This is a genomic window from Streptomyces sp. HUAS MG56 (genome assembly GCF_058673395.1).
In genome coordinates this window covers 8,797,181-8,817,166 of the sequence record NZ_CM178722.1, presented here as the reverse complement: position 1 = coordinate 8,817,166, position 19,986 = coordinate 8,797,181, and the positions used below count along the sequence as shown (strand labels likewise).

The following is a 19,986-nucleotide window of genomic DNA, read 5'->3' as shown; positions in this document are numbered from 1 at the left end:
CGGCCCGGCGCCGGCACCCCGCGGGCCGCGCGAGGGCGGACGCGGCCGACGAGGACGCGCCCGGGCCGTGCCCGCCGAGGACGTAGCCGAGGAGGACGTATGACCACCCTTGCCGATCCCGTGCCCGGCGGGCGCCCCGAGGATCTGCGCCGGGTCGCCGCGCTCACCACCGGCCTGGCCGCGCGGGACGTGCGCGGGATCGTCCTCGCGTACGTCGACACCGCGGGCGTCTGCCGGATCAAGACCGTGCCGACGGCCCGGCTGGCGGCGGCCGTGTCCTGGGGTGTCGGCATGTCCCCGGTGTTCGACACCTTCCTCGCGAACGACTCCGTCGTCACCACCGACGTCCTCGGCTCCCCGGACGGCGATCTGCGGCTCTACCCCGACCTCGACCAGCTGGTGGTGCTGGCCGGGCAGCCCGGCTGGGCGTGGGCGCCGGTGGACCGGATCACCCAGGAGGGCGCCCGGCACCCCGGCTGCGCCCGGACCTTCCTGCGCCGGATCGTGACCGACGCGGCCGAGCGGCACGGCCTGACGTTCCGGGCGGCGATCGAGGTCGAGTGGTCGCTCGGCCTGGACTCGGCGCCCGCCGGTGAGTTCGTCCCGGCGGTCTCCGGTCCGGCGTACGGCGCGATCCGGCAGGTGGAGCTGAGCGACTACACCGCCGACCTGCTCGCCGCGTTCGAGGCGCAGGACGTCCCGGTCGACCAGCTCCACCCCGAGTACGCCCCCGGCCAGTTCGAGATCTCGGTGGGTGCGCTGGACCCGGTGGCGGCGGCCGACCGCAGCGTGCTGGTCCGGCAGACGATCCGCGCGCTCGCCGCACGGCACGGCCTGAGAGTCTCCTTCGCGCCGGCGGTGTCCGCCGAGGGCGTCGGCAACGGCGGCCATCTGCACCTGTCCTGCCGGCGCGACGGGGTGAACCTGCACGCGGGCGGGGAGCGGCGCTACGGCATGACGCCCGAGGCGGAGTCCTTCGCGGCCGGGATCCTGGCCCGGCTGCCCGCGCTGACGGCGGTCACCGCCCCGAGCCCGGCCAGTCATCTGCGGCTCAGACCCTCCCAGTGGGCAGGGGTGTTCACCGCGTGGGGCCGGGAGACCCGGGAGGCGGCACTGCGGGTGGTCACCGGTACGGCGGGCCGCCACGAGCAGGACGCCAATCTGGAGGTCAAGCCGGTGGACCTGGCCGCCAACCCCTATCTGGCACTCGGCTGCGTCATCGCCGCAGGCCTCGACGGTCTGGCCGGGGCGCGCACGCTGCCCGAGGAGATCACCGGCGACCCGGCCCGCTACGGCCCGGACGAGGCGGCGGCGCTCGGCGTCCGCCGGCTGCCGCGCTCCCTGCCGGAGTCCGTCCGGGAGTTCCGCGCCGACGCAGTGCTGCGGTCCGCGCTGGGCCCGGTCCTCGCGGACGCGGTGAGCGCCGTACGGCTCGGCGAGGCGGCGGCGGTCGAGGGTCTGGACGACGCGCAGGTGGCGGCCGCCTACCGCTGGGTGTACTGAGGTGGCCCCCGCACCGGGACCGGTCCACGAGGCCCTGGCCGGCCTCGCGCTGGTGGACCACCACTGCCACGGCGCCGTGACGGCCGACCTCGCGCCCGGGGAGTTCGCCGCACTCCTCACCGAGGGCGCGGCCTGGCCCGGCGTGTCGCCCTTCGACACGCCCGCCGGAGTGGCCGTGCGCCGGCACTGCGCGCCCCTGCTGGACCTCCCGCGGCACGCGCCGCCGGACGCCTACACGGCCCGCCGTACGGAGCTGGGCTGGCGGGAGGTCAACCGCCGCTTCCTGACCGCCGCCGGGGCCGCGGCGTTCTTCGTGGACACCGGCTACACGACCCACCCGCTCACCACCCCCGCACAACTGGCCGCGGCCTCCGGCGCCGCCGCCTTCGAGGTCGTACGCCTGGAGCAGGTGGCGGAGGCGGTGGCCGCGCGGGGCGTCGCGGCGGACGCGTACGCCGAGGTGTTCCGGGCGGCGGCCGAGGAGGCGGTCCGCGGGCCGGACGTGGTGGCGGTGAAGTCGGTGGCCGCCTACCGCACGGGCTTCGCCCTGGACCCGGCCCGCCCGCCGGCACGGGAGGTGACCCGGGCCGCGGGGGCCTGGCTGGCGGCGGGCGGGCGGCTGAGCGACCCGGTCCTGGTCCGGCACCTGCTGTGGACCGCCGTGGACCTCGGCCTCCCCCTCCAGCTGCACACCGGTTTCGGCGACGCCGACCTGCGGCTGCACCACGCCGACCCGGCCCTGCTGACCGACTGGCTGCGCCTGATCTCCGGCACGATCCCGGTCCTGCTGCTGCACTGCTGGCCGTACCACCGCCAAGCCGCCTATCTGGCAGCGGTGTTCGAGCAGGTGTACCTGGACGTCGGCCTCGCCCTGCACCACACCGGTCCGGCCCGCTGCCGGGCGGTGCTGGCGGAGGCGCTGGAGATCACCCCGTTCCGCAAGCTGCTGTACAGCTCGGACGCGTACGGTGTGGCCGAGTTCCACCATCTCGGCGCCCTCTGCTTCCGCCAGGGGCTCGCCGATCTCCTCCAGGAACGCGTCGACGCCGACGAGTTGAGCCTGCCCGACGCCCTGCGCATCGCCGCCTGGACGGGCGCCGACAACGCCCGCCGCCTCTACGGACAGCCCGCACCCGAACCGGCCCGCGACCCCAGCGAGCGCCCCGCCCGGAAAGTATGATCAAGCAATGTCAGACATGACCGAAACCACGCCCGGCTGGCTCACCTCGGACGAGCTGGAAATGGCCCGGGCCCACATGCCGATCCTGTACGTCGAGGCCGTGCCCGTGCGCGTGGACGACAGCGGCGAGGTCACCAGCATCGGACTGCTGCTGCGCATCGGCCCGGACGGGACGGTCAGCCGGACCCTGGTCTCCGGCCGCGTCCTGCACCACGAGCGGGTCCGCGACGCCCTGCTGCGCCACCTGGAGAAGGACCTCGGCCCGGTCGCGCTCCCCCGCATCCCCACCTCGCTCCAGCCCTTCACCGTCGCCGAGTACTTCCCGACGGCGGGCATCACCCCCTACCACGACCCGCGCCAGCACGCGGTCTCGCTCGCCTACATCGTCCCGGTCACCGGCGACTGCCGCCCCCGCCAGGACGCGCTGGACCTGGTCTGGTTCACCCCCCAGGAGGCCGCCTCGGCGGCCGTGCAGGGCGAGATGCCGGGCGGGCACGCGGTGCTGCTGAAGCAGGCGCTCGCCCATGCGGGAGTGGCGGTCTGAGGACGGCGGCAGGACCAGCCGGCCGGGCCGGGCGCCGGCCCGCGCCCGGCGCCCCACCGCCGCAAGGTTTCCGCAAGGCGGCGGCAAGCCCTCCGTCCGCGCGGCCGGGCAGAGCCACGGTGGACAGCCCGTAAGGGACTCGCGAGAGACAACGCGGGTACACCGTGTCGGCAGTGGGTTCGGACACGGAGTCGTCGGCCACGGGACGCCAGTGGCCGACGCTGCTCGGGCGCAGGACGGTCCTGACCGTCGCGCACACCGTCACCTACGCGAAACGACTGGTCGACATTCTGTCGCTGCTGGAGGACGACTTCCGGGTCCAGGTGGCGTCCACCGCGCCGCACGTCTTGGGCGACGAAGTGCCGCATTTCCTCGGGCGGCTCGGCTGTGCCGTGCTGCCCTGGGAGGAGGCGGTCCGCACGCCCTTCGACGTGGCCGTGGCGGCGGGGCCCCGGGGGGTCGAACGGCTCTCCGCCCCCTTGTTCGCCCTGCCGCACGGCGCGTCCTATCTCAAACGCATGCGGTCGGGCCCCGAGGCGGGGGTGTTCGGGCTGCGCCGGCAGGACGTCGCGCCCGGCGGGAAGCTGCCCGCCGCCGTGGTCCTGCCGCATCACGCCGACCTCGACGAGCTGGCGCGGCACTGCCCCGAGTCCCTCCCGTACGCCCAGGTCGTGGGGGGACCCGGCGTACGACCGGATGTCCGTGAGCCTGCCGCTGCGCGGCGCGTACCGGCGGGCGCTCGGGCTCCGGGACGGGGAGAAGCCGGTGGTCGTCGCCTCGACGTGGGGGACCCGCTCGGCGTTCGGCCGGCTCACGGCACTGCTGCCCCGCCTGCTCACCGAGCTGCCGGACGGACGCTACCGCTGTGTCCTGCTGGCGCATCCGAACGTCTGGTCCGGGCACGGGGCCTGGCAGGTCCGCGCCTGGCTGGCGCGCTGTGCGCGGTCCGGGATCGCGCTGGTTCCGCCGGAGGCGGACTGGCGCAGCGTGCTGATCGCCGCGGACCGGATCATCGGCGACCACGGATCGGTCACGCTGTACGGCACGCTCACCTCGGCTCCGCTCCTGCTCGTGGCCTCACCGGCGCAGGAGATCAACCCGGCGTCCCCGGCCGCCGCCCTCGCCCTGACGGCACCGGCGCTGTCACCGGTGCATCCGCTGCTCGACCAGCTCGCGTACGCGGCCGCCGAATACCGGCGGGAGGAGTACGCGGCGATCGGCGCGCGGATCACGTCCGAACCGGGCCGGTTCAACCGGAACATGCGCCGGCTGCCGTACCGGACGCTGGGCCTCGGGCACCCGGCACATGCGCCGGTCACCGTCCCTGCTGGCCTGCCATGTGCTGCGCGAGCCCGTGCCCGAGCGGTACCACTATCACGATCTGCTGCGCGAGTACGGTCTGTCCCGGGCGCTCGCGGACGACAGCGCGCAGGAGCGCGCCGCGGTCGTGCGCCGTCTGACGGAGTTTCCACCTCGCGGCCGCGGATCACGCGGACCGGCTGGCCTTTCCACGACGCCGCAGGCCGGCCCCGGCGCGGACCACGCCGTGGCAGCTCGCCCGGCTGGCGACGCCCGGGCGGCACGTGCGTGGTTGTCCGTCGAACGTCCGAACCTGCTGGCCGTGGAGCACCACTGCCGTACGCACGGCCGGGCCGAGGAGCCGCCCAACTGGCCTACGTCCTCGCGGAGTTCCTGAACGCCGAATGCCACTGGCAGGAGGCACGGGCCGTCCTCGAACCAGCGGCCGCCCACTGGAGCCGGACCGGGAACGAGCCCGTGCTGTGCCGCGCCCTCGATCACCTGAGCACCGCCCACACCTGCGCCGGTCACTACCCGCAGGCCACGCGGATCGGCGAGCGGGCGCGGGACATCGCCCGGCGCAGCGGCGACACGGAGGCGGAGATACTCCGGACGCTGGGCACGCTGAAGTGGCATGTTGGGGACCACCGCTCCGCGCTCTCCCTCCTCCAGCGGTCCTTCGCCATCAGGAAGATCACAGGGGACGCCTGGGACAGCGCCCGGGGGCACAACGACATGGCCTGACATCGCTGTTCCTCGGCGAACACGAAAGGGCCCTGGAACACTTCGAGAAGGCCGTCAGCGGATTCACCGCGACCGACGGCCACACGTCGCTCGGAAAGACCCTCAACAACATGGGTGACCTCTATTTCCGGACCGGCGAACTGAAATCCGCCCGGCGCTCCTTCGAGGAGGCGCTGAAATTTCTCGACTCCTCAGGAAATCGATACGACCGGGCGACGGTGAAGGGCGGTCTGGCCGACATTCTGGCCTCCTGCGGAGAATCCGCCCGCGCGTTGCAGCTCCACGAGGAGGCCCTCGCGGAATTCCGGGCGCTCAAGGACCCGAAGAGCGAGGCGGACATGTTGATCGGACTCGGGGAAGTCCTGCGCCACACGGGCGAGAGGGAAAAGGCGTGCGGTATTTCCGTGCCGCACTGGACAACGCACACGCCCCGGGTGCGGCCCACCAGGAGGCCAGGGCCACACGCTGCCTCGGTGAGACCTACGGCGACCTGGGCCGGCCCGAGGACGCCGTCGCGCTCCTGCGCACCGCCGTCCGCCTGACCGACCGGACGCAGGACGCGAGCGAGCTGACGGCCGCGGAAAACGCACTCCATCGAGCAGCAGGCGAACACCATTGAGATCCACATGACAACCGAGTAGCAACTCCTGCTGCCGGCGCCGGACGCCTCGGCCGCCGTACCGTCCTCGGCGGCGAAAGTCAGCCAGGACGGCTGCATCATGATCTGACGCCGAGGAGATCACCCCGGGGTGGCCCCTCGGGCCACCCCGCCCCACGCTCCTAGCAGGTCACACGGTGCGCCACCAGGGATCACCGGCAGGCGTTCAGGTTGCGTTCAGGTTCGTGAGCGACTGAGGCAACAGCTGCACCAGAAGCCTCAAAACAATGGCAAAGGGGGCTGGGGAACGAACAGTTGGACATGCGAAGGTGCGAGCCATGAGCACAGAGCACGTCCTCCAGGACCCGCCACGCGGTAACGCACGCGCGCGCATACGCGAGAGCGCGAACAAGGTGCCGGAGGTCACCGTCTACTTCTGGATCATCAAGGTCCTCACCACCGGCATGGGCGAGACCGCCTCCGACTTCCTGGGCCACCTGCTGGGCCCGGTCCCGGCGGTCGCCCTCGGCTTTCTCGCCTTCGCCGGGGCGCTCGTGCTCCAGTTCGCCGTCCGCCGGTACGTGGCCTGGATCTACTGGACGGCGATCGTCATGGTCAGCGTGTTCGGCACGATGGCCGCCGACGTGCTCCACGTGGGGCTCGGGGTCCCGTACACCCTGTCCACCCCGCTCTTCCTCGCCGCCCTCGCGGCCGTGTTCGCGCTCTGGTACGCGAGCGAGCGCACCCTGTCCATCCACTCCATCCGTACGCGCCGCCGGGAGTTCTTCTACTGGGCGGCCGTCCTCGCCACGTTCGCGCTGGGCACCGCCGCGGGCGACCTCACCGCGACCATCGGCCTCGGCTACCTGGGCTCGGCCGTCCTGTTCGCCGTGGCGATCTGCGTCCCGGCCGTCGCCCACCGCGGCGGCCTGCTGGGCGCGGTGACCGCGTTCTGGACGGCGTACGTCATCACCCGCCCGCTCGGCGCCTCCCTCGCCGACTGGATGGCGCTGCCGGGCAAGCGCGGCGGCCTGGACTGGGGTCTCGGCCCGGTGACGCTCTCCTGGACGGTGGCGATCGTCGGCTTCGTGGTCTTCCTCGCGCTGTCGCGGCGGGACACCGCGCCTGCCGCCTGACAGGGACCCTCCTGGACTCGGGGGCCGGCTCCCGGCTCCCGGCTCCCGGCTCCCGGCTCCCGGCTCACAGGAGGATGTCCGCTCTCCGGTCGGTTCGGCCGCCGGCCGGGACAGCACGCGCCCGCGACGGCGGCCTCGCCGACCTCACCGGTTCCGGCCAACTCGGCTGCCGACGGCCCGACATGACCCGTGCGCCCTCGACGGCCGCGGTCGCACGTCCGGGCCCCGACGACCGCATCCCCGCACCCGTCCCTCCTGTTGCGCGTCTCCCCTCCGGGCGAGAACGGATCCGGCCACATCGCGACGCGGGCGGGGCGGGCGCCGCACAGGGCGCCCTGAGCTGGCCGCACACACCGATCACCGCGGCCGCGCTCACCTCGCTGGCCAGAAACCTCGGCGGCGAGGCCGGACGGAACGCCTGACAGGGACTGGCCGCGCTGGTCCGCCGCCCCTTCCGGCGGACTGCGGACGAGGAGTCCGGCGAGGACCCGACCGCCCATGCCCAGGACCTGGCCACCGCGCTCGGCGTGCGGGCGGCCCTCGACGACGAGTTCCGCGCGCGGCCGGAGCAATGGTGGCTCAGCGTGCAGGGCGACACCGGCGGCGCCGTGCACAACACCATCGACGGGGGCACGCAGAACGGTCCGGTGCTCCAGGCCCGTGACATCACGAACCTGACGTTCGACCTGCGTCGGGAGTGAGCCGGGAGAAGCAGAAAGGGGTCCTGCCGGACTTATCCGACACGACCCCTGACGTGCATGCCATACACGTCGGGACGACAGGATTTGAACCTGCGACCCCTTGACCCCCAGTCAAGTGCGCTACCAAGCTGCGCCACGTCCCGATGCCGTTTGACCTGGGGTTTCCCCGGTCGAAACGCGCAGGGAAACAATACCGCACTCGGCTCGGTCGCCGCGCCCCGCTTTTCGCCGTTGACCTCAAGTTTGGTTGAGGTTGCACGATCGACGGCATGACGATCACAGCGGACCACGGCCGGACCTACGGCTACGACGATCTCCCCGGGCTGATGGGCCTGATGACCGGCGACGAGAAGCACGGACCGGCGGCCACCTCCACGCTCGACGTGCTGTGGGTGCTCTACGACCGGGTGCTGAGGGTGACTCCGCAGCGGCAGGCCGATCCGGCCCGGGACCGGTTCCTGCTGAGCAAGGGGCACGGGCCGATGGCGTACTACGCGGTGCTGGCCGCGCGGGGGTTCGTACCGGTCGACTGGCTGTCCGGGTTCGGGGCGTACGACTCCCCGCTCGGCCATCACCCGGACCGGGTCCTGGTGCCGGGGGCCGAGATCGCGAGCGGGTCGCTCGGGCACGGGCTGCCCATCGCCGTGGGCAGCGCCCTGGGGCTGCGGGCGCAGGGGCTCGACGACCCGGCGGTCTGGGTGCTGATCGGGGACGCCGAGCTGGACGAGGGCAGCAACCACGAGGCGATCGCCTTCGCGGGGCCCGCAGCCCTGGAGCGGCTGCACACGATCGTGGTCGACAACTCCTCCGCCAGCCATGCGCGGCCCGGCGGGATCGCCGCCCGGTTCGAGGCCGCGGGCTGGTCCGCGGTGACCGTCGACGGACGCGACCACGAGGCCCTGTACGCCGCCTTCACCGCGCCGCATCCCGGGCGGCCGCACGTGGTCGTGGCCCGGGTCGAGCCGAAGACCGCCTGACTCCCCACCGCCTGGCTCCCCTCCTCCCCCGCACTCTCGAAGGGCTCTCTTTCATGGAAACCATGCGTGACCGATTCGCCCCCGTCGTCTCCCGGATCCTGGACGAGGATCCGCGGGTCGCGGTGGTCCTCGCCGAGATCGGCAAGGACGGCTTCCGCGAGGCCATGGCCCGGCATCCCGACCGGGTGATCAACGTCGGCATCCGGGAGCAGCTGCTGGTCGGGGCGGCGGCCGGGCTGGCGCTGACCGGGCTGCGCCCCGTCGTGCACACCTTCGCGAGCTTCCTCGTGGAGCGGCCGTTCGAGCAGGTCAAGCTGGATCTGGGGCACCAGGAGGCGGGGGCGGTGCTGGTCAGCGCGGCGGCCTCGTTCGACTGGCCGGCGGGCGGCTACACCCACATGTCCCCCGGGGACGTGGCGCTCCTCGACACCCTGGACGGCTGGACCGTCCATGTGCCCGGGCACCCGGACGAGGCGGAGACCCTGCTGCACCACGCGGTCGCCGCGGGCGACGACAAGGTCTACGTGCGGCTCTCCGTCCAGTCCAACCGGCGGGGGCGGGTGATCGACGGACGGCACCTCGTCACGGTCCGCGAGGGCCGCGCCGGAGTGGTCGTCGCGGTCGGGCCGATGCTGGACGCCGTCCTCGCCGCCACGGAGGGGCTGGACGTGACCGTGCTGTACGCGACGACCGTACGGCCCTTCGACGCGGCGGGCCTGCGCCGGGCCACGGAGGCGGCGGGCACCGACGTCGTCCTGGTCGAGCCGTATCTGGCCGGCACCTCGACGGCCGCGGTGAGCGAGGCCCTGTCCGACGTGCCGCACCGGGTGCTGGGCCTGGGCGTGGGACGCCGGGAGCTGCGCCGCTACGGGACGGTCGAGGAGCACGTGGCCGCGCACGGGCTGGACGCGCGGAGCCTGCGGGAGCGGATCGGCGCGTTCGTGGAGGCTGCGGGGCGGGTGCCCGCCGACGCCGCGGTGTGACCCGTGTGCGTCCTGGGCGGTGCGGTCGTGTCGTGCGGGAATTCTCAGTCCGCGGACGGGCGGCCCAACTCGGGGTGGACGTCGAGGAGTCGGGGCGGGGCGGCCTGGCGCCAGGAGTCGGCGAGGATGTCGCGCAGCTCGTCCTCGTCCTCCAGCGCGCCGAGTCTCGCTCTCACCCAGGCGAACTGGGCCTCGTGGTCGGCGACCCAGAACTTCTCGGGCTCGGCCAGCACCAGCTCCTCGCGCTCCTCCTTGGGGCAGCGCACGGCGATGGACGTCTCCTCCTCGGGCAGGGTCGCGAACATCTTCCCGGCCACCCGGAAGGTGGGCATGCTCCAGGCGATCTTCTCGGTGGTCTCCGGCAGGGACAGGGCGATACGGCGTACGTCTTCAGCGTCCGGCATGCAACGCACCGTAGCCCCTGCCACTGACAGTCATCCTGCGAGCCGCTGAAAATCGAGCCGCTTGAAATACAGCGTCGTCGGCCGCAGCTCGCCCGCCGGGCTCAGCGCGTAGTCGGGGATGACGCCGGCCCGGGTCCAGCCGGCCGAGCGGTAGAGGTGCTCGGCCGGGCTGTCGGTCTCGGTGTCGAGGTGGAGCAGGGTGATGCCGGTCGCGGCGGCGGCTTCCTCGGCGGTGGCGAGGAGGAGGCGGCCGAGGCCCCGCCCGCGCGCGGAGCGGTGCACCATCAGCTTCACCAGTTCCGCGCGGTGGCGGCTGTTCGGCTTGTCGGGGTGGGCGAGGCTCACGGTCCCGGCGACCCGGCCGGTGTCGGCCACGGCCGCCCACACCGCGAGCCGGCCCGCCGCCGCAGCAGCCGCCCGCTCCCGCCACCAGGCGGCGGCCTCCGCGTGCCCGAGCGGGGCGAGGAAGCCGACCGAGGCGCCGTCGGACACGGTGTCCGCCAGCAGCTCCGCCAACTCCCCCGCCCGCTCCCGTACCTGGCCGCCGTCCCAGCGCTCCACCCTCACGGACGCACCACCACCAGCGGGCAGTCGCCGGTGTCCGGGTGGTGGGCGTGTTCCCCGACGGTCACCTCCAGGGTGGCGGTGGGGCTGATCTCGGCGCGTTCGGCGCGTGACAGGGTCGAGCGGCTCACGCCGGGACGCTAACCCGGACAGGAGACGGCCGCGTTACGAAAGCCTCACGCCCTCACCTCTTCGCCCGCTCACGCCTCCTGCGCCGCCCGCCCCAGCGCCTCCAGCACCGGGCGGATCAGCGGGTGCCCCTCGGCTCCGCGCCGTACGGCGGCGAAGACGCGGCGGGTCGGGGCCACGCCGTCGACGGGGCGGACGATCACCCGGGTCAGGTCCATGCCGTTCAGCGCCGAGCGCGGTACGAGGGCCACGCCCGCGCCGGCCGAGGCCAGGGCAACGACGGCACGGAAGTCGTCGGAGGAGTGCTCCAGCCGCGGCTGGAAGCCCGCGCTCTCGCAGGCGAGGACGACCACCTCGTGACAGGGATTGCCGGGGTACGGGCCGATCCAGGGATCCTTGGCCAGGTCGGCGAGGGGGACCTCGGCGGTGTCCGCGAGGCGGTGGCCGACCGGCACGACGGCGTCGAACGGCTCGGCGTAGAGCGGGACATGGGTGAGCCGGGGGTCGTCGGCCGGCGGTGCGCCCCGGTACTCCACCGCGACCGCCACGTCGACCTGCCGGTCCAGCACCATGGGCAGGCTCGCGTCGCCCTCCGCGTCCTGGACACGGATGCGTATGCCGGGCGCCGTGTCGGCGAGCCGGGCCACGGCCGGGGCCACGACCTGGGCGATGCCGGTCGCGAAGGCGGCCACGGTGACCGTGCCCGCCTCGCCCGAGCCGTACGCCGCCAGCTCCGCCTCGGCCCGCTCCAGCTGGGCGAGGACCGCGTTGGTGTGGCCGAGCAGGATCTCGCCGGCCGGGGTGAGCCGTACCCCCTTCGCGCTGCGCTCGACCAGCCGGTGGCCGGTCTCCTGCTCCAGGGCCGTGAGCTGCTGGGAGACGGCGGAGGGGGTGAGATAGAGCGCGGCGGCCGCCGCCGTGACCGTGCGGTGGTCGGCCACCGCACGGAGGATGTGGAGCCGCCGTGCCTCGATCATGTCCTCAATTATCGCAAGACGTCCGAGCTGTTCAGGCCTCCAGTTCCGCGCGGGCGGCGACGAACGCGTCCACCGCGCGGTCGACGTCGTCCGTGGAGTGCGCGGCGGACAGCTGGACGCGGATGCGGGCCTGGCCCTGCGGGACGACCGGGTACGAGAAGCCGATCACGTACACCCCGCGCTCCAGCAGCAGCTCGGCCATGCGGCCGGCCCGGGACGCGTCGCCGATCATCACGGGGGCGATGGCGTGGTCACCGGGGAGGATGTCGAAGCCCTCCTCGGTCATCCGGCGGCGGAACAGGGCGGTGTTCTCGGTCAGCCGGACGCGCAGGTCGTCCGCCGACTCCAGCAGGTCGAGCACCTTCAGGGAGGCGGCGGCGATCACCGGGGCGAGGGTGTTGGAGAACAGGTAGGGGCGGGAGCGCTGGCGCAGCAGGGCGACGATCTCGGCACGGGCGGCGACGTAGCCGCCGGAGGCGCCGCCGAGGGCCTTGCCGAGGGTGCCGGTGACGATGTCGACGCGGTCCATGACGCCGTGCAGCTCGGGGGTGCCGCGGCCGGAGGGGCCGACGAAGCCGACGGCGTGCGAGTCGTCCACCATGACCATCGCGTCGTGGCGGTCGGCGAGGTCGCAGATCTCGCGCAGGGGCGCCACATAGCCGTCCATGGAGAAGACGCCGTCGGTGACGATCAGCTTCCGGCGGGCGCCGCCCTCGGTGGCCTCCTTGAGCTTCGCCTCCAGGTCGGCGAGGTCGCGGTTGGCGTAGCGGAAGCGGCGGGCCTTGGACAGGCGGATGCCGTCGATGATGGAGGCGTGGTTGAGGGCGTCGGAGATCACCGCGTCCTCCTCGCCGAGCAGCGTCTCGAAGACACCGCCGTTGGCGTCGAAGCAGGAGGAGTACAGGATCGTGTCCTCCTGCCCGAGGAAGGACGCGAGGCGCGCCTCCAGCTCCTTGTGCACCTCCTGGGTGCCGCAGATGAAGCGGACCGAGGCCATGCCGTAGCCCCAGCGGTCCAGGGCCTCGTGGGCGGCGGCGATCACCTCGGGGTGGTCGGCGAGGCCGAGGTAGTTGTTGGCGCAGAAGTTGAGGACCTCGCCGGGGCGGCCGCCGGCGGTGACGGCGACGGTCGCGGACTGCGGGGTGCCGATGACCCGCTCGGGCTTGTGCAGGCCGGCGGCGCGGATCTCGTCGAGGGTGGCGCGCAGGTCGTCGCGGACGGTGTCGAACATGGGGAAGCTCCTGAAAGTGCGTGCGCGGAACAGGGGTTGCTTACGCGGTCCAGTCGAGGATGACCTTGCCGCCCTTGCCGCTCGCGGCGTCGGCGAAGGCCGCCTCGAAGTCGCGGTAGCCGTACCGGCCGGTGATCACGGGGGCGAGGTCCAGGCCGCCCTCCAGCAGCACCGACATCGCGTACCAGGTCTCGAACATCTCGCGGCCGTAGATGCCCTTGATGGTGATCATCGAGGTGACGATCCGGGACCAGTCGACCGGGAACTCCTGCGCGGGCAGGCCGAGCATCGCGATGCGGCCGCCGTGCGTCATGTTGGCGATCATGTCCCGCATGGCCTCGGGGCGGCCGGACATCTCCAGGCCGATGTCGAAGCCCTCGCGCAGGCCGAGCTCGCGCTGGCCGTCGGCGATGGTGGACCGTGCGACGTTCAACGCCAGACTCACCCCTATCTTGCGGGCCAGCTCCAGGCGCTCCTCGCTGACGTCGGTGACGACGACGTTGCGGGCGCCGGCGTGCCGGGCGACGGCGGCGGCCATCAGGCCGATCGGTCCGGCGCCGGTGATCAGGACGTCCTCGCCGACCAGCGGGAAGGACAGCGCGGTGTGCACGGCGTTGCCGAACGGGTCGAAGATCGCGGCGACGTCGAGCTCGACGGGGACGCGGTGCACCCACACGTTGGTCGCGGGCAGGGCCACGTACTCGGCGAACGCGCCGTCGCGGCCGACCCCGAGGCCGACGGTGGCCCGGCAGAGGTGACGGCGTCCGGCCAGGCAGTTGCGGCACTTGCCGCACACCAGATGGCCCTCGCCGCTGACACGGTCCCCTATGCGGATGTCGGTCACGTCCCGGCCGGTCTCGACGACCTGGCCGACGAACTCGTGCCCGACCGTGAGCGGGGTGCTGATCGCCTGCTGCGCCCAGCCGTCCCAGGCCCGGATGTGCAGGTCGGTGCCGCAGATACCCGTCCGCATGACCTTGATCAGTACGTCTCCGGGGCCGATCTCGGGCTCCGGGACGTCCGTCAGCCAGAGTCCCGGCTCCGCCTTCTGCTTGACCAGCGCCTTCACGAATGCGGCTCCTGTGCGTGAGATCCCGGCCCGCGGGCATGCCGAAGGCGCCCGCACCGGGTCAGAGGGGTGGAATCACCCTGCAATCTGCCGTATGCGCGGGCCGCGGGTCCATCGAGCTTTTCTTAACCGCCGCCTCAGCTTTCCTTCACGCCTCCGGAGTTTCCCGCACCCCGGTACGGGCCACAGGGCTTGAGGCCACCGTGCTCAGAGCGGTAACCCGTCCTCGGCGCTGCGTTCGAGGCGTACGACGAGGTCGGCGGCGAGCGCCTTGATGCCCTCCAGGCCCGCCCTGCCCCACACCCGGGGCTCGACGTCGGCCGCGCACACGGTGCCGAGCGCCATGCCGGAGCTGTCGATGAGCGGGGCGCCGAGGTAGGAGCGGATGCCGTAGGCGTCGACGACCGGGTTGCCCGCGAAGCGCGGGTAGTCGCGGACGTCCTCCAGGACCAGCGCCTTGTGGCGGACCACCACATGGGGGCAGAACCCGTGGTCGCGGGGCAGCACCCGGCCGAGCTCGGCGCTGCTGCCGTCCTCGCGGACGACCGGCGCGACGGCGGGGGCGCTCAGGCCGGCGAAGAACTGGTGCTCCTCGCCGATGAAGTTGACCATGGCGTACGGCGCGCCGGTGAGCCGGGCGAGATGATCCGCGAAGGAGTCCAGCGCCGGGTCGGGGCGGTCCGCCAGGCCGAGCCGGCGCAGCCGGTGCACACGGGCGGGGGCCTCCCTGTCCTCGGGGGTGAGCAGCAGACCCCGGACCGGCCGGGGCGGCTCGTAGCTCATGGCCGGGCTCCGGGCCGTACGTCCGGCCCCGGCCCCGCCGCGGTGCCGGCTCGTGACCGTGCTCCTGGCGGGGCTTCGGCGCTGCGGGTGTACGTCATACGGGAACTCCGTGGGCGAGAGGGCGGGATCACCGGCGGGCGCCATGGCTCGGCGCGGTCGCCGGGGCATGGGCCAGGAGGTGGCGGACGAGGGTGAGCAGGGTCTGCACGCCGGAACTGGAGATGCGCGCGTCGCAGCGGACGACGGGGATCTCCGGGTCGAGGTCGATGGCGGCGCGGACCTCTTCGGGGTCGTAGCGGTAGCCGCCGTCGAACTCGTTGACGGCGACGATGAAGCCGAGCCCGCGCTCCTCGAAGAAGTCCACGGCCGCGAAGCAGTCCTCCAGGCGCCGGGTGTCGGCGAGGATGACCGCGCCGAGCGCGCCCTCGGACAGCTCGTCCCACATGAACCAGAACCGCTCCTGCCCGGGCGTGCCGAACAGGTACAGCACATGCTCCGGATCGAGGGTGATCCGGCCGAAGTCCATGGCGACCGTGGTCTCCATCTTGTTCTCGATGCCGTCGAGACTGTCCGTTCCGACGCTGACCGTGGTGAGCAGCTCCTCCGTGCTGAGCGGGGCGATCTCGCTGACCGCGCCCACGAAGGTCGTCTTGCCGACCCCGAACCCGCCCGCGACGAGGATCTTCAGCGCGGTCGGGAACGGGTCAGAGCTGTCGTCGTAGTCCATCGAGCACTGCCTCCAGCAGAGACCGGTCAGTGGGTGTGTGGTGGAAGACGGGGGGCTTGGTGGTCAGCGCCCCGCAGTCGACGAGGTCGGAGAGCAGCACCTTGGTGACCACCGCGGGCAGTTTCAGCTGGGCTGCGACCTCGGCGACCGAGACGGGCCCGCGGCACAGGTCCAGGGCCTGGGCGTGCTCGGGACCGAGGTAGCCGAGCGGGGCGACGCCGGTGGCCATCACCTGCGACATCAGGTCCAGGGCGACGCTGGGCTCGGTGCGTCCGTTGCTGACCGTGAACGGGCGCACGAGCCGTCCGGCCGCGTCGTCCAGCCAGGGCCCGTCGCCGGCTGCGGCCACGCTCAAGGCCTCGTCGCCGCGGAGTCGACGGGGTGCTGGCGGGGCGCGGTCACCAGGTAGGGGCGGACGCTCTTGACGAGCATCGCCATCTCGTAACCGAGCACGGCGGCGTCGGCCTCGCGCCCGGCGAGCACGGCGAGACAGGTGCCGGAGCCCGCGGTGGTGACGAACAGCAGGCTCGAATCGAGTTCGACGACGACCTGGCGGACGTCCCCGCCGTCGCCGAACCGGACGCCCGCGCTGCGGCCCAGCGAGTACAGGCCGGAGGCCAGGGCGGCCATGTGGTCGGCGCTGTCGATGTCGAGGCCGTGCACGGACTTCACCAGCCCGTCGCAGGACAGGAGCACCGCGCTGGTGGTGTGCGGTACGCGCTGCACGAGGCCGCTCAGCAGCCAGTCGAGGTCGGATGCATGGGCGGTCGGCGCATCGCTCGCCATGGTGGATCGACTCCTTGGGGTACGAAGGTCTGCGGGAGCGCGGACAGTCGAGGGGGGAAGGTCGGGGAGAGGTCGGGTGGAGCGGGGGTGGGCGGGGGTGGGTGCGCGGCGGTCAGCCGGCCGGGGCGCTCCCGTCGGACCGGCCGACGCCATGGGCACCGTCGATTCCGGGCGCGGGGGCGCGCCCTGGGGATATGGGCGTCGGTCCCAGGAGTTCCGCCCCGTTCATGGGTGGGGGCTCCATGGGTACGGCCGCTGTGTTCTCAAGGTGTTCGAGGTGTTCGAGGTGCTGCTGGGCCTCGGCGAGTCCGATCCCGCGCTGGAAGGCGGCCATCAGCCCCGGGTCGTGGCCCGCGACGGTGTCGGCGTCCCGGCGGGGTGCCGGGCCGCCGCGCAGCTCGGGGACGATGTGTTCCTGGGCGCGGCGGCGGGGCAGTTGGGGCTTGCCCATGGTGCCGCGCACGGCGCCGGTGCGCGGGGTGGGCAGGACGCCCGCGTGCGCCTCCACGGCGGACCGGTCCCCGGCGCCGATGCCGGGGACGGCCGCGGCGGGGGTGGGCCGGTCCTGCCGGGCGCCCCGCACGGGCAGCGGCGCGGGCGCCCCGGCGTCCCGCTCCCCGCGCGCGTCCTCGGCGCCGCGGCGGCTCGACTCGGCCGGGGCCCTGTGCTGTTCGGCTCCGCTGTTCCCGGTACCGGTCCGCCTGACCTCACCGGGGGTGTGGCCGGTGCCGGAAGCGTGGGCGGCCGGCGGCCGGTCCACGACACCCTGCGGGGAGACCGCCGCGGACACCTGAGCCTGCGTCTGAACCTGAATCTGCGGCTGCTGCTGCGGGTGCGGGTGCGAGTGGGGTTGTGGCTGGACCCGCGCCTGCGCTTCGGCCGCTGTCGGCTCGCCGGGCGCCGCCGCCGTGCCCAACAGCGCCTGCGGGACGACGAGTACGGCCTGGACACCGCCGTAGATGTTGGTCTGGAGGCGGACGTGGATGCCGTGCCGGCGGGCGAGCTGGGAGACGACGTAGAGCCCGATGCGGCCGTCGGCCAGCAGGCTGGCGACGTTGACCTGGTCGGGGTCGGCGAGCAGGGCGTTCATCCGGTTCTGCTCGCCGACGGGCATGCCGAGTCCGCGGTCCTCGACCTCCACGGCGAGCCCGGAGGTGACGAGGCCCGCGCGGAGCAGCACCTGGGTCTGCGGGGCGGAGAACACCGAGGCGTTCTCGATGAGTTCGGCGAGCAGGTGGATGACGTCGGCGACGGCGTGGCCGCGCAGCTCGCCGTCGATCGGCGGCACCAGTTTGACCCGGGAGTACTGCTCGACCTCGGCGATGGCGGAGCGCAGCACCTCGGTCATGCTCACCGGGTTGCTCCACTGCCGCCGGGAGACGGCGCCGCCGAGCACGGCGAGGTTCTCGGCGTGCCGCCGGATCCGGGTGGCCAGGTGGTCCACGTGGAACAGGCCCTTGAGCAGGTCGGGGTCCTCGATCTCGTTCTCCAGCTCGTCGAGGATCGAGATCTCCCGGTGCACGAGGGACTGAAGCCGACGCGCGAGGTTGACGAACACCTCCAGCTTCTGCTCGCTGCCCGCGTGGCTGGAGAGCTGGGCGGCGCGTACGACGGCGGTGACGGCGCCGTCGTGCGCACGGGCCAGGTCGGCGGCGAGCAGCTCGAAGTCGTCGGCGTCGGCGGGCAGTCGGCGGCGCGTGGAGCGCTGCGGCGGCGCCTCGCCCTGGCGCAGCGCGTCGACCAGCGCGTGCAGGTCGGCCTCGCCGCGCGCGGCGGTGCGGCGCAGGACGTCGACGCGGTCGGCGACCGAGCGGGCGGCGCGGTCGGCGGCCACGGCGGCGATGAGGATGCCGGCGACGGTCACGGTGACCGCTCCGGCGAGCACGGCCCACAGGACGGGGCCGGTGCGGGCGCCGGTGGAGCGGATGCTGAACAGGACCGCGGCGCTGGCGCTGAGCGCGACCGCGAGCGGCGGCAGCACGGCGAGCCGCATGAGCTGGGGCCGTATGTGCATTTCGGGCAGTGCGGGAGCGGTTCGGGCGCCCGGCCGCCCGTGCCGCCCGCCCTCTCGGCGGTCGGCGCGCGTGGCCGGTGCTCGGAGGTGAGACATCTGCGTCCTCGTACTGGTCCGTCGGGCCTGTCCTCGCGGGATGTGCGAGGCGGGCATGCGTCATCGCAGCGTCGGCGGACGGAGCCGGGAAATCCGGCCACCCGTCAGCCGACGGACACTCACAGTAATGGCCTGAGCATCATGTGCGGTGGGCAGTTGACAAACTCCCCCGAGGAGCGTCCCGCTCTGGTATGAAGCCTCGTACGACAGACCGATTAACCGGCCGGGCATGGAATCGGCCCGGCCCGCACGTCGATCACCTGGGGCGGATTATTACGGAGAGTATCTGCTTTGGCCTTTGCTGGCCGGTCGGGCAGACCTTCCTGGCCGTCGGCCGCGTCCTACGACCGGCCCCGCGCGGGCGGCTCCGCCACCAGTGCACCGACCGAGCGCCAGGTCCGTCGCTCCGTGGCCGCGACGCCCCGCCACCAGGCCTCGGCCGGGAGCTTGCCCGCCGGTTCGAAGGGCTCGCCGGGCCGGGGCAGGGCCACCGCCTGACCGACCTCCTCGGCCGCCTCCTTGGTCCACTCCCCCGGCTCCGCCCACGGGTGCGGGGCGAGGTTGAACGTGCCCCAGTGGATCGGCAGCAGCGCGCCGTGCGGTGCGCCGCCCTGGAGGTCCAGGTGGGCGCGCAGGCCCTCGTCGGGGCGCATGTGGATGTCGGGCCAGAACTCGCTGTACGCCCCGATCTGGATCATCGTGGCGTCGAACGGGCCGTGGGCGGCGCCGATGTCCTCGAAGCCGTCGAAGTAGCCGGTGTCGCCGCTGTGGTAGATCCGGTGCTCCTCGCCGGCGACGACCCAGGAGGCCCAGAGGGTGTGCTGGGTGTTGCGCAGGGCGCGGCCGCAGAAGTGGCGGGCCGGGGTGGCGGTGAGGGTCAGTCCGCCGACCCTGGTGGACTCGTGCCAGTCCAGCTCGCGCAGCCGGTCCGCGGAGACGCCCCAGCGTTCGAGGTGGGCGCCGACGCCGAGCGGCACGGCGAACACGGTGTCCGTGCCGGCCAGCGCCTTGATCGTGGGCAGGTCGAGGTGGTCGTAGTGGTCGTGCGAGATCACCACGACGTCGACCGGGCCCAGCGCGGCCAGCGGCAGCGGAACCGGGTGCAGCCGCCGGGGTCCGGCGAACGGGAACGGCGAACAGCGCTCGCCCCAGACCGGGTCGAACAGGACCCGGTGGCCGTCGATCTCCGCCAGCACGCTGGAGTGTCCCGCCCAGGTCAGCCGCAGCCCCGTGGCGGGCGGCTTGGCCAGGTCGGCGAAGGTCGTGGGGTACACCGGGACGGTGCCCTTCGGGGCGCGCAGCGGCCGGGTCTCCTTGTCGAGGAAGACCTTCGCGAGGTCCAGCGAGGAGCCGGAGGGGCGGGTGCGCGCGGGGCCGCCGGGGTTCTGGAAGACGCCGTCCTTGAAGTGGGGGGAGCGGCGGATGCGTGCCATGCGCTCACCGCCCGGGTCCGCGCCGAAGGCCTCCGGACGCAGCGCGCGGAGCCCGGAGATCGAGGAACGCAAACCGGTCACGGTACCTCCCGGTGAAGTGGGTGAGGT

General features: G+C 73.3%; 21 protein-coding genes, 1 tRNA gene and 2 pseudogenes. 11 read left to right on the top strand and 13 right to left on the bottom strand.

Annotation, left to right across the window (positions count from 1 at the left end; translation table 11 throughout):
• Positions 1–99 precede the first annotated feature (99 nt).
• The 9 genes and pseudogenes from AC4OXY_RS40765 to AC4OXY_RS40725 all read left to right on the top strand — a co-directional run bounded on the left by AC4OXY_RS40765 (position 100) and on the right by AC4OXY_RS40725 (position 7,705).
• Complete coding sequence (locus AC4OXY_RS40765; RefSeq protein WP_362821777.1) at positions 100–1,503, top strand: type I glutamate--ammonia ligase; 1,404 nt, start codon at positions 100–102, stop codon at positions 1,501–1,503.
• A 1-nt stretch (position 1,504) separates the two neighbouring features.
• The gene (locus AC4OXY_RS40760; RefSeq protein WP_491992232.1) at positions 1,505–2,683 is read left to right on the top strand and encodes an amidohydrolase family protein; all 1,179 of its coding nucleotides are present in this window, start codon (positions 1,505–1,507) and stop codon (positions 2,681–2,683) included.
• A gap of 16 nt (positions 2,684–2,699) precedes the next feature.
• Positions 2,700–3,227: an NUDIX hydrolase family protein gene (locus tag AC4OXY_RS40755; RefSeq protein WP_376291630.1), complete on the top strand. Its 528-nt coding sequence runs from the start codon at positions 2,700–2,702 to the stop codon at positions 3,225–3,227.
• Between the two features lie 164 nt (positions 3,228–3,391).
• Positions 3,392–4,586, top strand: a pseudogene (locus AC4OXY_RS40750) (hypothetical protein); the annotation flags it as partial.
• Between the two features lie 228 nt (positions 4,587–4,814).
• A complete protein-coding gene (locus AC4OXY_RS40745) occupies positions 4,815–5,270 on the top strand; it encodes a tetratricopeptide repeat protein (RefSeq protein ID WP_491994721.1) in 456 nt (151 codons plus the stop codon).
• Positions 5,156–5,812 carry a tetratricopeptide repeat protein gene (locus AC4OXY_RS40740; RefSeq protein ID WP_491992231.1) on the top strand — a complete coding sequence of 219 codons (657 nt, stop codon included), beginning with the start codon at positions 5,156–5,158 and terminating at the stop codon, positions 5,810–5,812. Before AC4OXY_RS40745 ends, AC4OXY_RS40740 begins: the two co-directional genes overlap by 115 nt.
• A 394-nt stretch (positions 5,813–6,206) precedes the next feature.
• Positions 6,207–7,004, top strand: a complete 798-nt coding sequence (locus tag AC4OXY_RS40735) for a COG4705 family protein (RefSeq protein ID WP_376291416.1) — start codon at positions 6,207–6,209, stop codon at positions 7,002–7,004.
• 74 nt (positions 7,005–7,078) lie between these two features.
• On the top strand, positions 7,079–7,426 hold the full coding sequence (locus tag AC4OXY_RS40730; RefSeq protein ID WP_491992230.1) for a hypothetical protein: 348 nt from the start codon (positions 7,079–7,081) through the stop codon (positions 7,424–7,426).
• A gap of 105 nt (positions 7,427–7,531) precedes the next feature.
• The gene (locus AC4OXY_RS40725) at positions 7,532–7,705 is read left to right on the top strand and encodes a hypothetical protein (RefSeq protein ID WP_356028423.1); all 174 of its coding nucleotides are present in this window, start codon (positions 7,532–7,534) and stop codon (positions 7,703–7,705) included.
• 69 nt (positions 7,706–7,774) lie between these two features.
• On the opposite strand, the gene AC4OXY_RS40720 is transcribed toward AC4OXY_RS40725, so the two are convergent.
• Positions 7,775–7,848 (bottom strand) — tRNA-Pro (locus AC4OXY_RS40720).
• A 126-nt stretch (positions 7,849–7,974) separates the two neighbouring features.
• On the opposite strand from AC4OXY_RS40720, the gene AC4OXY_RS40715 reads away from it, so the two are divergent.
• The gene (locus tag AC4OXY_RS40715) at positions 7,975–8,682 is read left to right on the top strand and encodes a thiamine pyrophosphate-binding protein (RefSeq protein ID WP_362821772.1); all 708 of its coding nucleotides are present in this window, start codon (positions 7,975–7,977) and stop codon (positions 8,680–8,682) included.
• Between the two features lie 53 nt (positions 8,683–8,735).
• Entirely contained in the window at positions 8,736–9,665 is a 930-nt protein-coding gene (locus tag AC4OXY_RS40710) for a transketolase family protein (protein WP_491992229.1), read from the top strand.
• Between the two features lie 44 nt (positions 9,666–9,709).
• Here the strand turns inward: AC4OXY_RS40710 and AC4OXY_RS40705 are convergent, their stop codons facing one another.
• From AC4OXY_RS40705 to AC4OXY_RS40650, 12 genes and pseudogenes are all read right to left on the bottom strand, one after another.
• Complete coding sequence (locus AC4OXY_RS40705) at positions 9,710–10,069, bottom strand: MmcQ/YjbR family DNA-binding protein (protein WP_356028415.1); 360 nt, start codon at positions 10,067–10,069, stop codon at positions 9,710–9,712.
• A 30-nt stretch (positions 10,070–10,099) separates the two neighbouring features.
• Positions 10,100–10,636 carry a GNAT family N-acetyltransferase gene (locus AC4OXY_RS40700; RefSeq protein ID WP_491992228.1) on the bottom strand — a complete coding sequence of 179 codons (537 nt, stop codon included), beginning with the start codon at positions 10,634–10,636 and terminating at the stop codon, positions 10,100–10,102.
• 68 nt (positions 10,637–10,704) lie between these two features.
• Positions 10,705–10,773, bottom strand: a pseudogene (locus tag AC4OXY_RS40695) (transcriptional regulator); the annotation flags it as partial.
• 60 nt (positions 10,774–10,833) lie between these two features.
• Positions 10,834–11,739, bottom strand: coding sequence for a LysR family transcriptional regulator (locus AC4OXY_RS40690; RefSeq protein WP_356028411.1), 906 nt, complete (start codon positions 11,737–11,739; stop codon positions 10,834–10,836).
• 31 nt (positions 11,740–11,770) lie between these two features.
• A complete protein-coding gene (locus tag AC4OXY_RS40685; protein WP_356028409.1) occupies positions 11,771–12,970 on the bottom strand; it encodes a glycine C-acetyltransferase in 1,200 nt (399 codons plus the stop codon).
• 40 nt (positions 12,971–13,010) lie between these two features.
• The gene (tdh, locus tag AC4OXY_RS40680; RefSeq protein ID WP_356028406.1) at positions 13,011–14,039 is read right to left on the bottom strand and encodes an L-threonine 3-dehydrogenase; all 1,029 of its coding nucleotides are present in this window, start codon (positions 14,037–14,039) and stop codon (positions 13,011–13,013) included.
• A 207-nt stretch (positions 14,040–14,246) separates the two neighbouring features.
• Positions 14,247–14,822 (bottom strand): GAF domain-containing protein, encoded by a 576-nt coding sequence (locus tag AC4OXY_RS40675; RefSeq protein WP_356028404.1) that lies wholly within the window; start codon positions 14,820–14,822, stop codon positions 14,247–14,249.
• Positions 14,823–14,949: 127 nt separating this feature from the next.
• Positions 14,950–15,549 carry a GTP-binding protein gene (locus tag AC4OXY_RS40670; RefSeq protein ID WP_356028402.1) on the bottom strand — a complete coding sequence of 200 codons (600 nt, stop codon included), beginning with the start codon at positions 15,547–15,549 and terminating at the stop codon, positions 14,950–14,952.
• A complete protein-coding gene (locus AC4OXY_RS40665) occupies positions 15,527–15,898 on the bottom strand; it encodes a DUF742 domain-containing protein (protein ID WP_071376732.1) in 372 nt (123 codons plus the stop codon). The genes AC4OXY_RS40670 and AC4OXY_RS40665 overlap by 23 nt, the downstream gene beginning before the upstream one ends.
• Before the next feature lie 2 nt (positions 15,899–15,900).
• Positions 15,901–16,335, bottom strand: coding sequence for a roadblock/LC7 domain-containing protein (locus AC4OXY_RS40660; RefSeq protein WP_071382987.1), 435 nt, complete (start codon positions 16,333–16,335; stop codon positions 15,901–15,903).
• Between the two features lie 112 nt (positions 16,336–16,447).
• Complete coding sequence (locus tag AC4OXY_RS40655; protein ID WP_491992227.1) at positions 16,448–18,445, bottom strand: sensor histidine kinase; 1,998 nt, start codon at positions 18,443–18,445, stop codon at positions 16,448–16,450.
• A gap of 341 nt (positions 18,446–18,786) precedes the next feature.
• Positions 18,787–19,959, bottom strand: coding sequence for an MBL fold metallo-hydrolase (locus AC4OXY_RS40650; RefSeq protein WP_356028396.1), 1,173 nt, complete (start codon positions 19,957–19,959; stop codon positions 18,787–18,789).
• Positions 19,960–19,986 lie beyond the last annotated feature (27 nt).

Coding starts and splice junctions, on each gene's coding strand:
- AC4OXY_RS40765 (WP_362821777.1), top strand. CDS start 100: ATGACCACCCTTGCCGATCCCGTGCCCGGCGGGCGCCCCGAGGATCTG.
- AC4OXY_RS40755 (WP_376291630.1), top strand. CDS start 2,700: ATGACCGAAACCACGCCCGGCTGGCTCACCTCGGACGAGCTGGAAATG.
- AC4OXY_RS40735 (WP_376291416.1), top strand. CDS start 6,207: ATGAGCACAGAGCACGTCCTCCAGGACCCGCCACGCGGTAACGCACGC.
- AC4OXY_RS40730 (WP_491992230.1), top strand. CDS start 7,079: ATGTCCGCTCTCCGGTCGGTTCGGCCGCCGGCCGGGACAGCACGCGCC.
- AC4OXY_RS40715 (WP_362821772.1), top strand. CDS start 7,975: ATGACGATCACAGCGGACCACGGCCGGACCTACGGCTACGACGATCTC.
- AC4OXY_RS40710 (WP_491992229.1), top strand. CDS start 8,736: ATGGAAACCATGCGTGACCGATTCGCCCCCGTCGTCTCCCGGATCCTG.
- AC4OXY_RS40705 (WP_356028415.1), bottom strand. CDS start 10,069: ATGCCGGACGCTGAAGACGTACGCCGTATCGCCCTGTCCCTGCCGGAG.
- AC4OXY_RS40690 (WP_356028411.1), bottom strand. CDS start 11,739: ATGATCGAGGCACGGCGGCTCCACATCCTCCGTGCGGTGGCCGACCAC.
- AC4OXY_RS40685 (WP_356028409.1), bottom strand. CDS start 12,970: ATGTTCGACACCGTCCGCGACGACCTGCGCGCCACCCTCGACGAGATC.
- AC4OXY_RS40675 (WP_356028404.1), bottom strand. CDS start 14,822: ATGAGCTACGAGCCGCCCCGGCCGGTCCGGGGTCTGCTGCTCACCCCC.
- AC4OXY_RS40670 (WP_356028402.1), bottom strand. CDS start 15,549: ATGGACTACGACGACAGCTCTGACCCGTTCCCGACCGCGCTGAAGATC.
- AC4OXY_RS40660 (WP_071382987.1), bottom strand. CDS start 16,335: ATGGCGAGCGATGCGCCGACCGCCCATGCATCCGACCTCGACTGGCTG.
- AC4OXY_RS40655 (WP_491992227.1), bottom strand. CDS start 18,445: ATGTCTCACCTCCGAGCACCGGCCACGCGCGCCGACCGCCGAGAGGGC.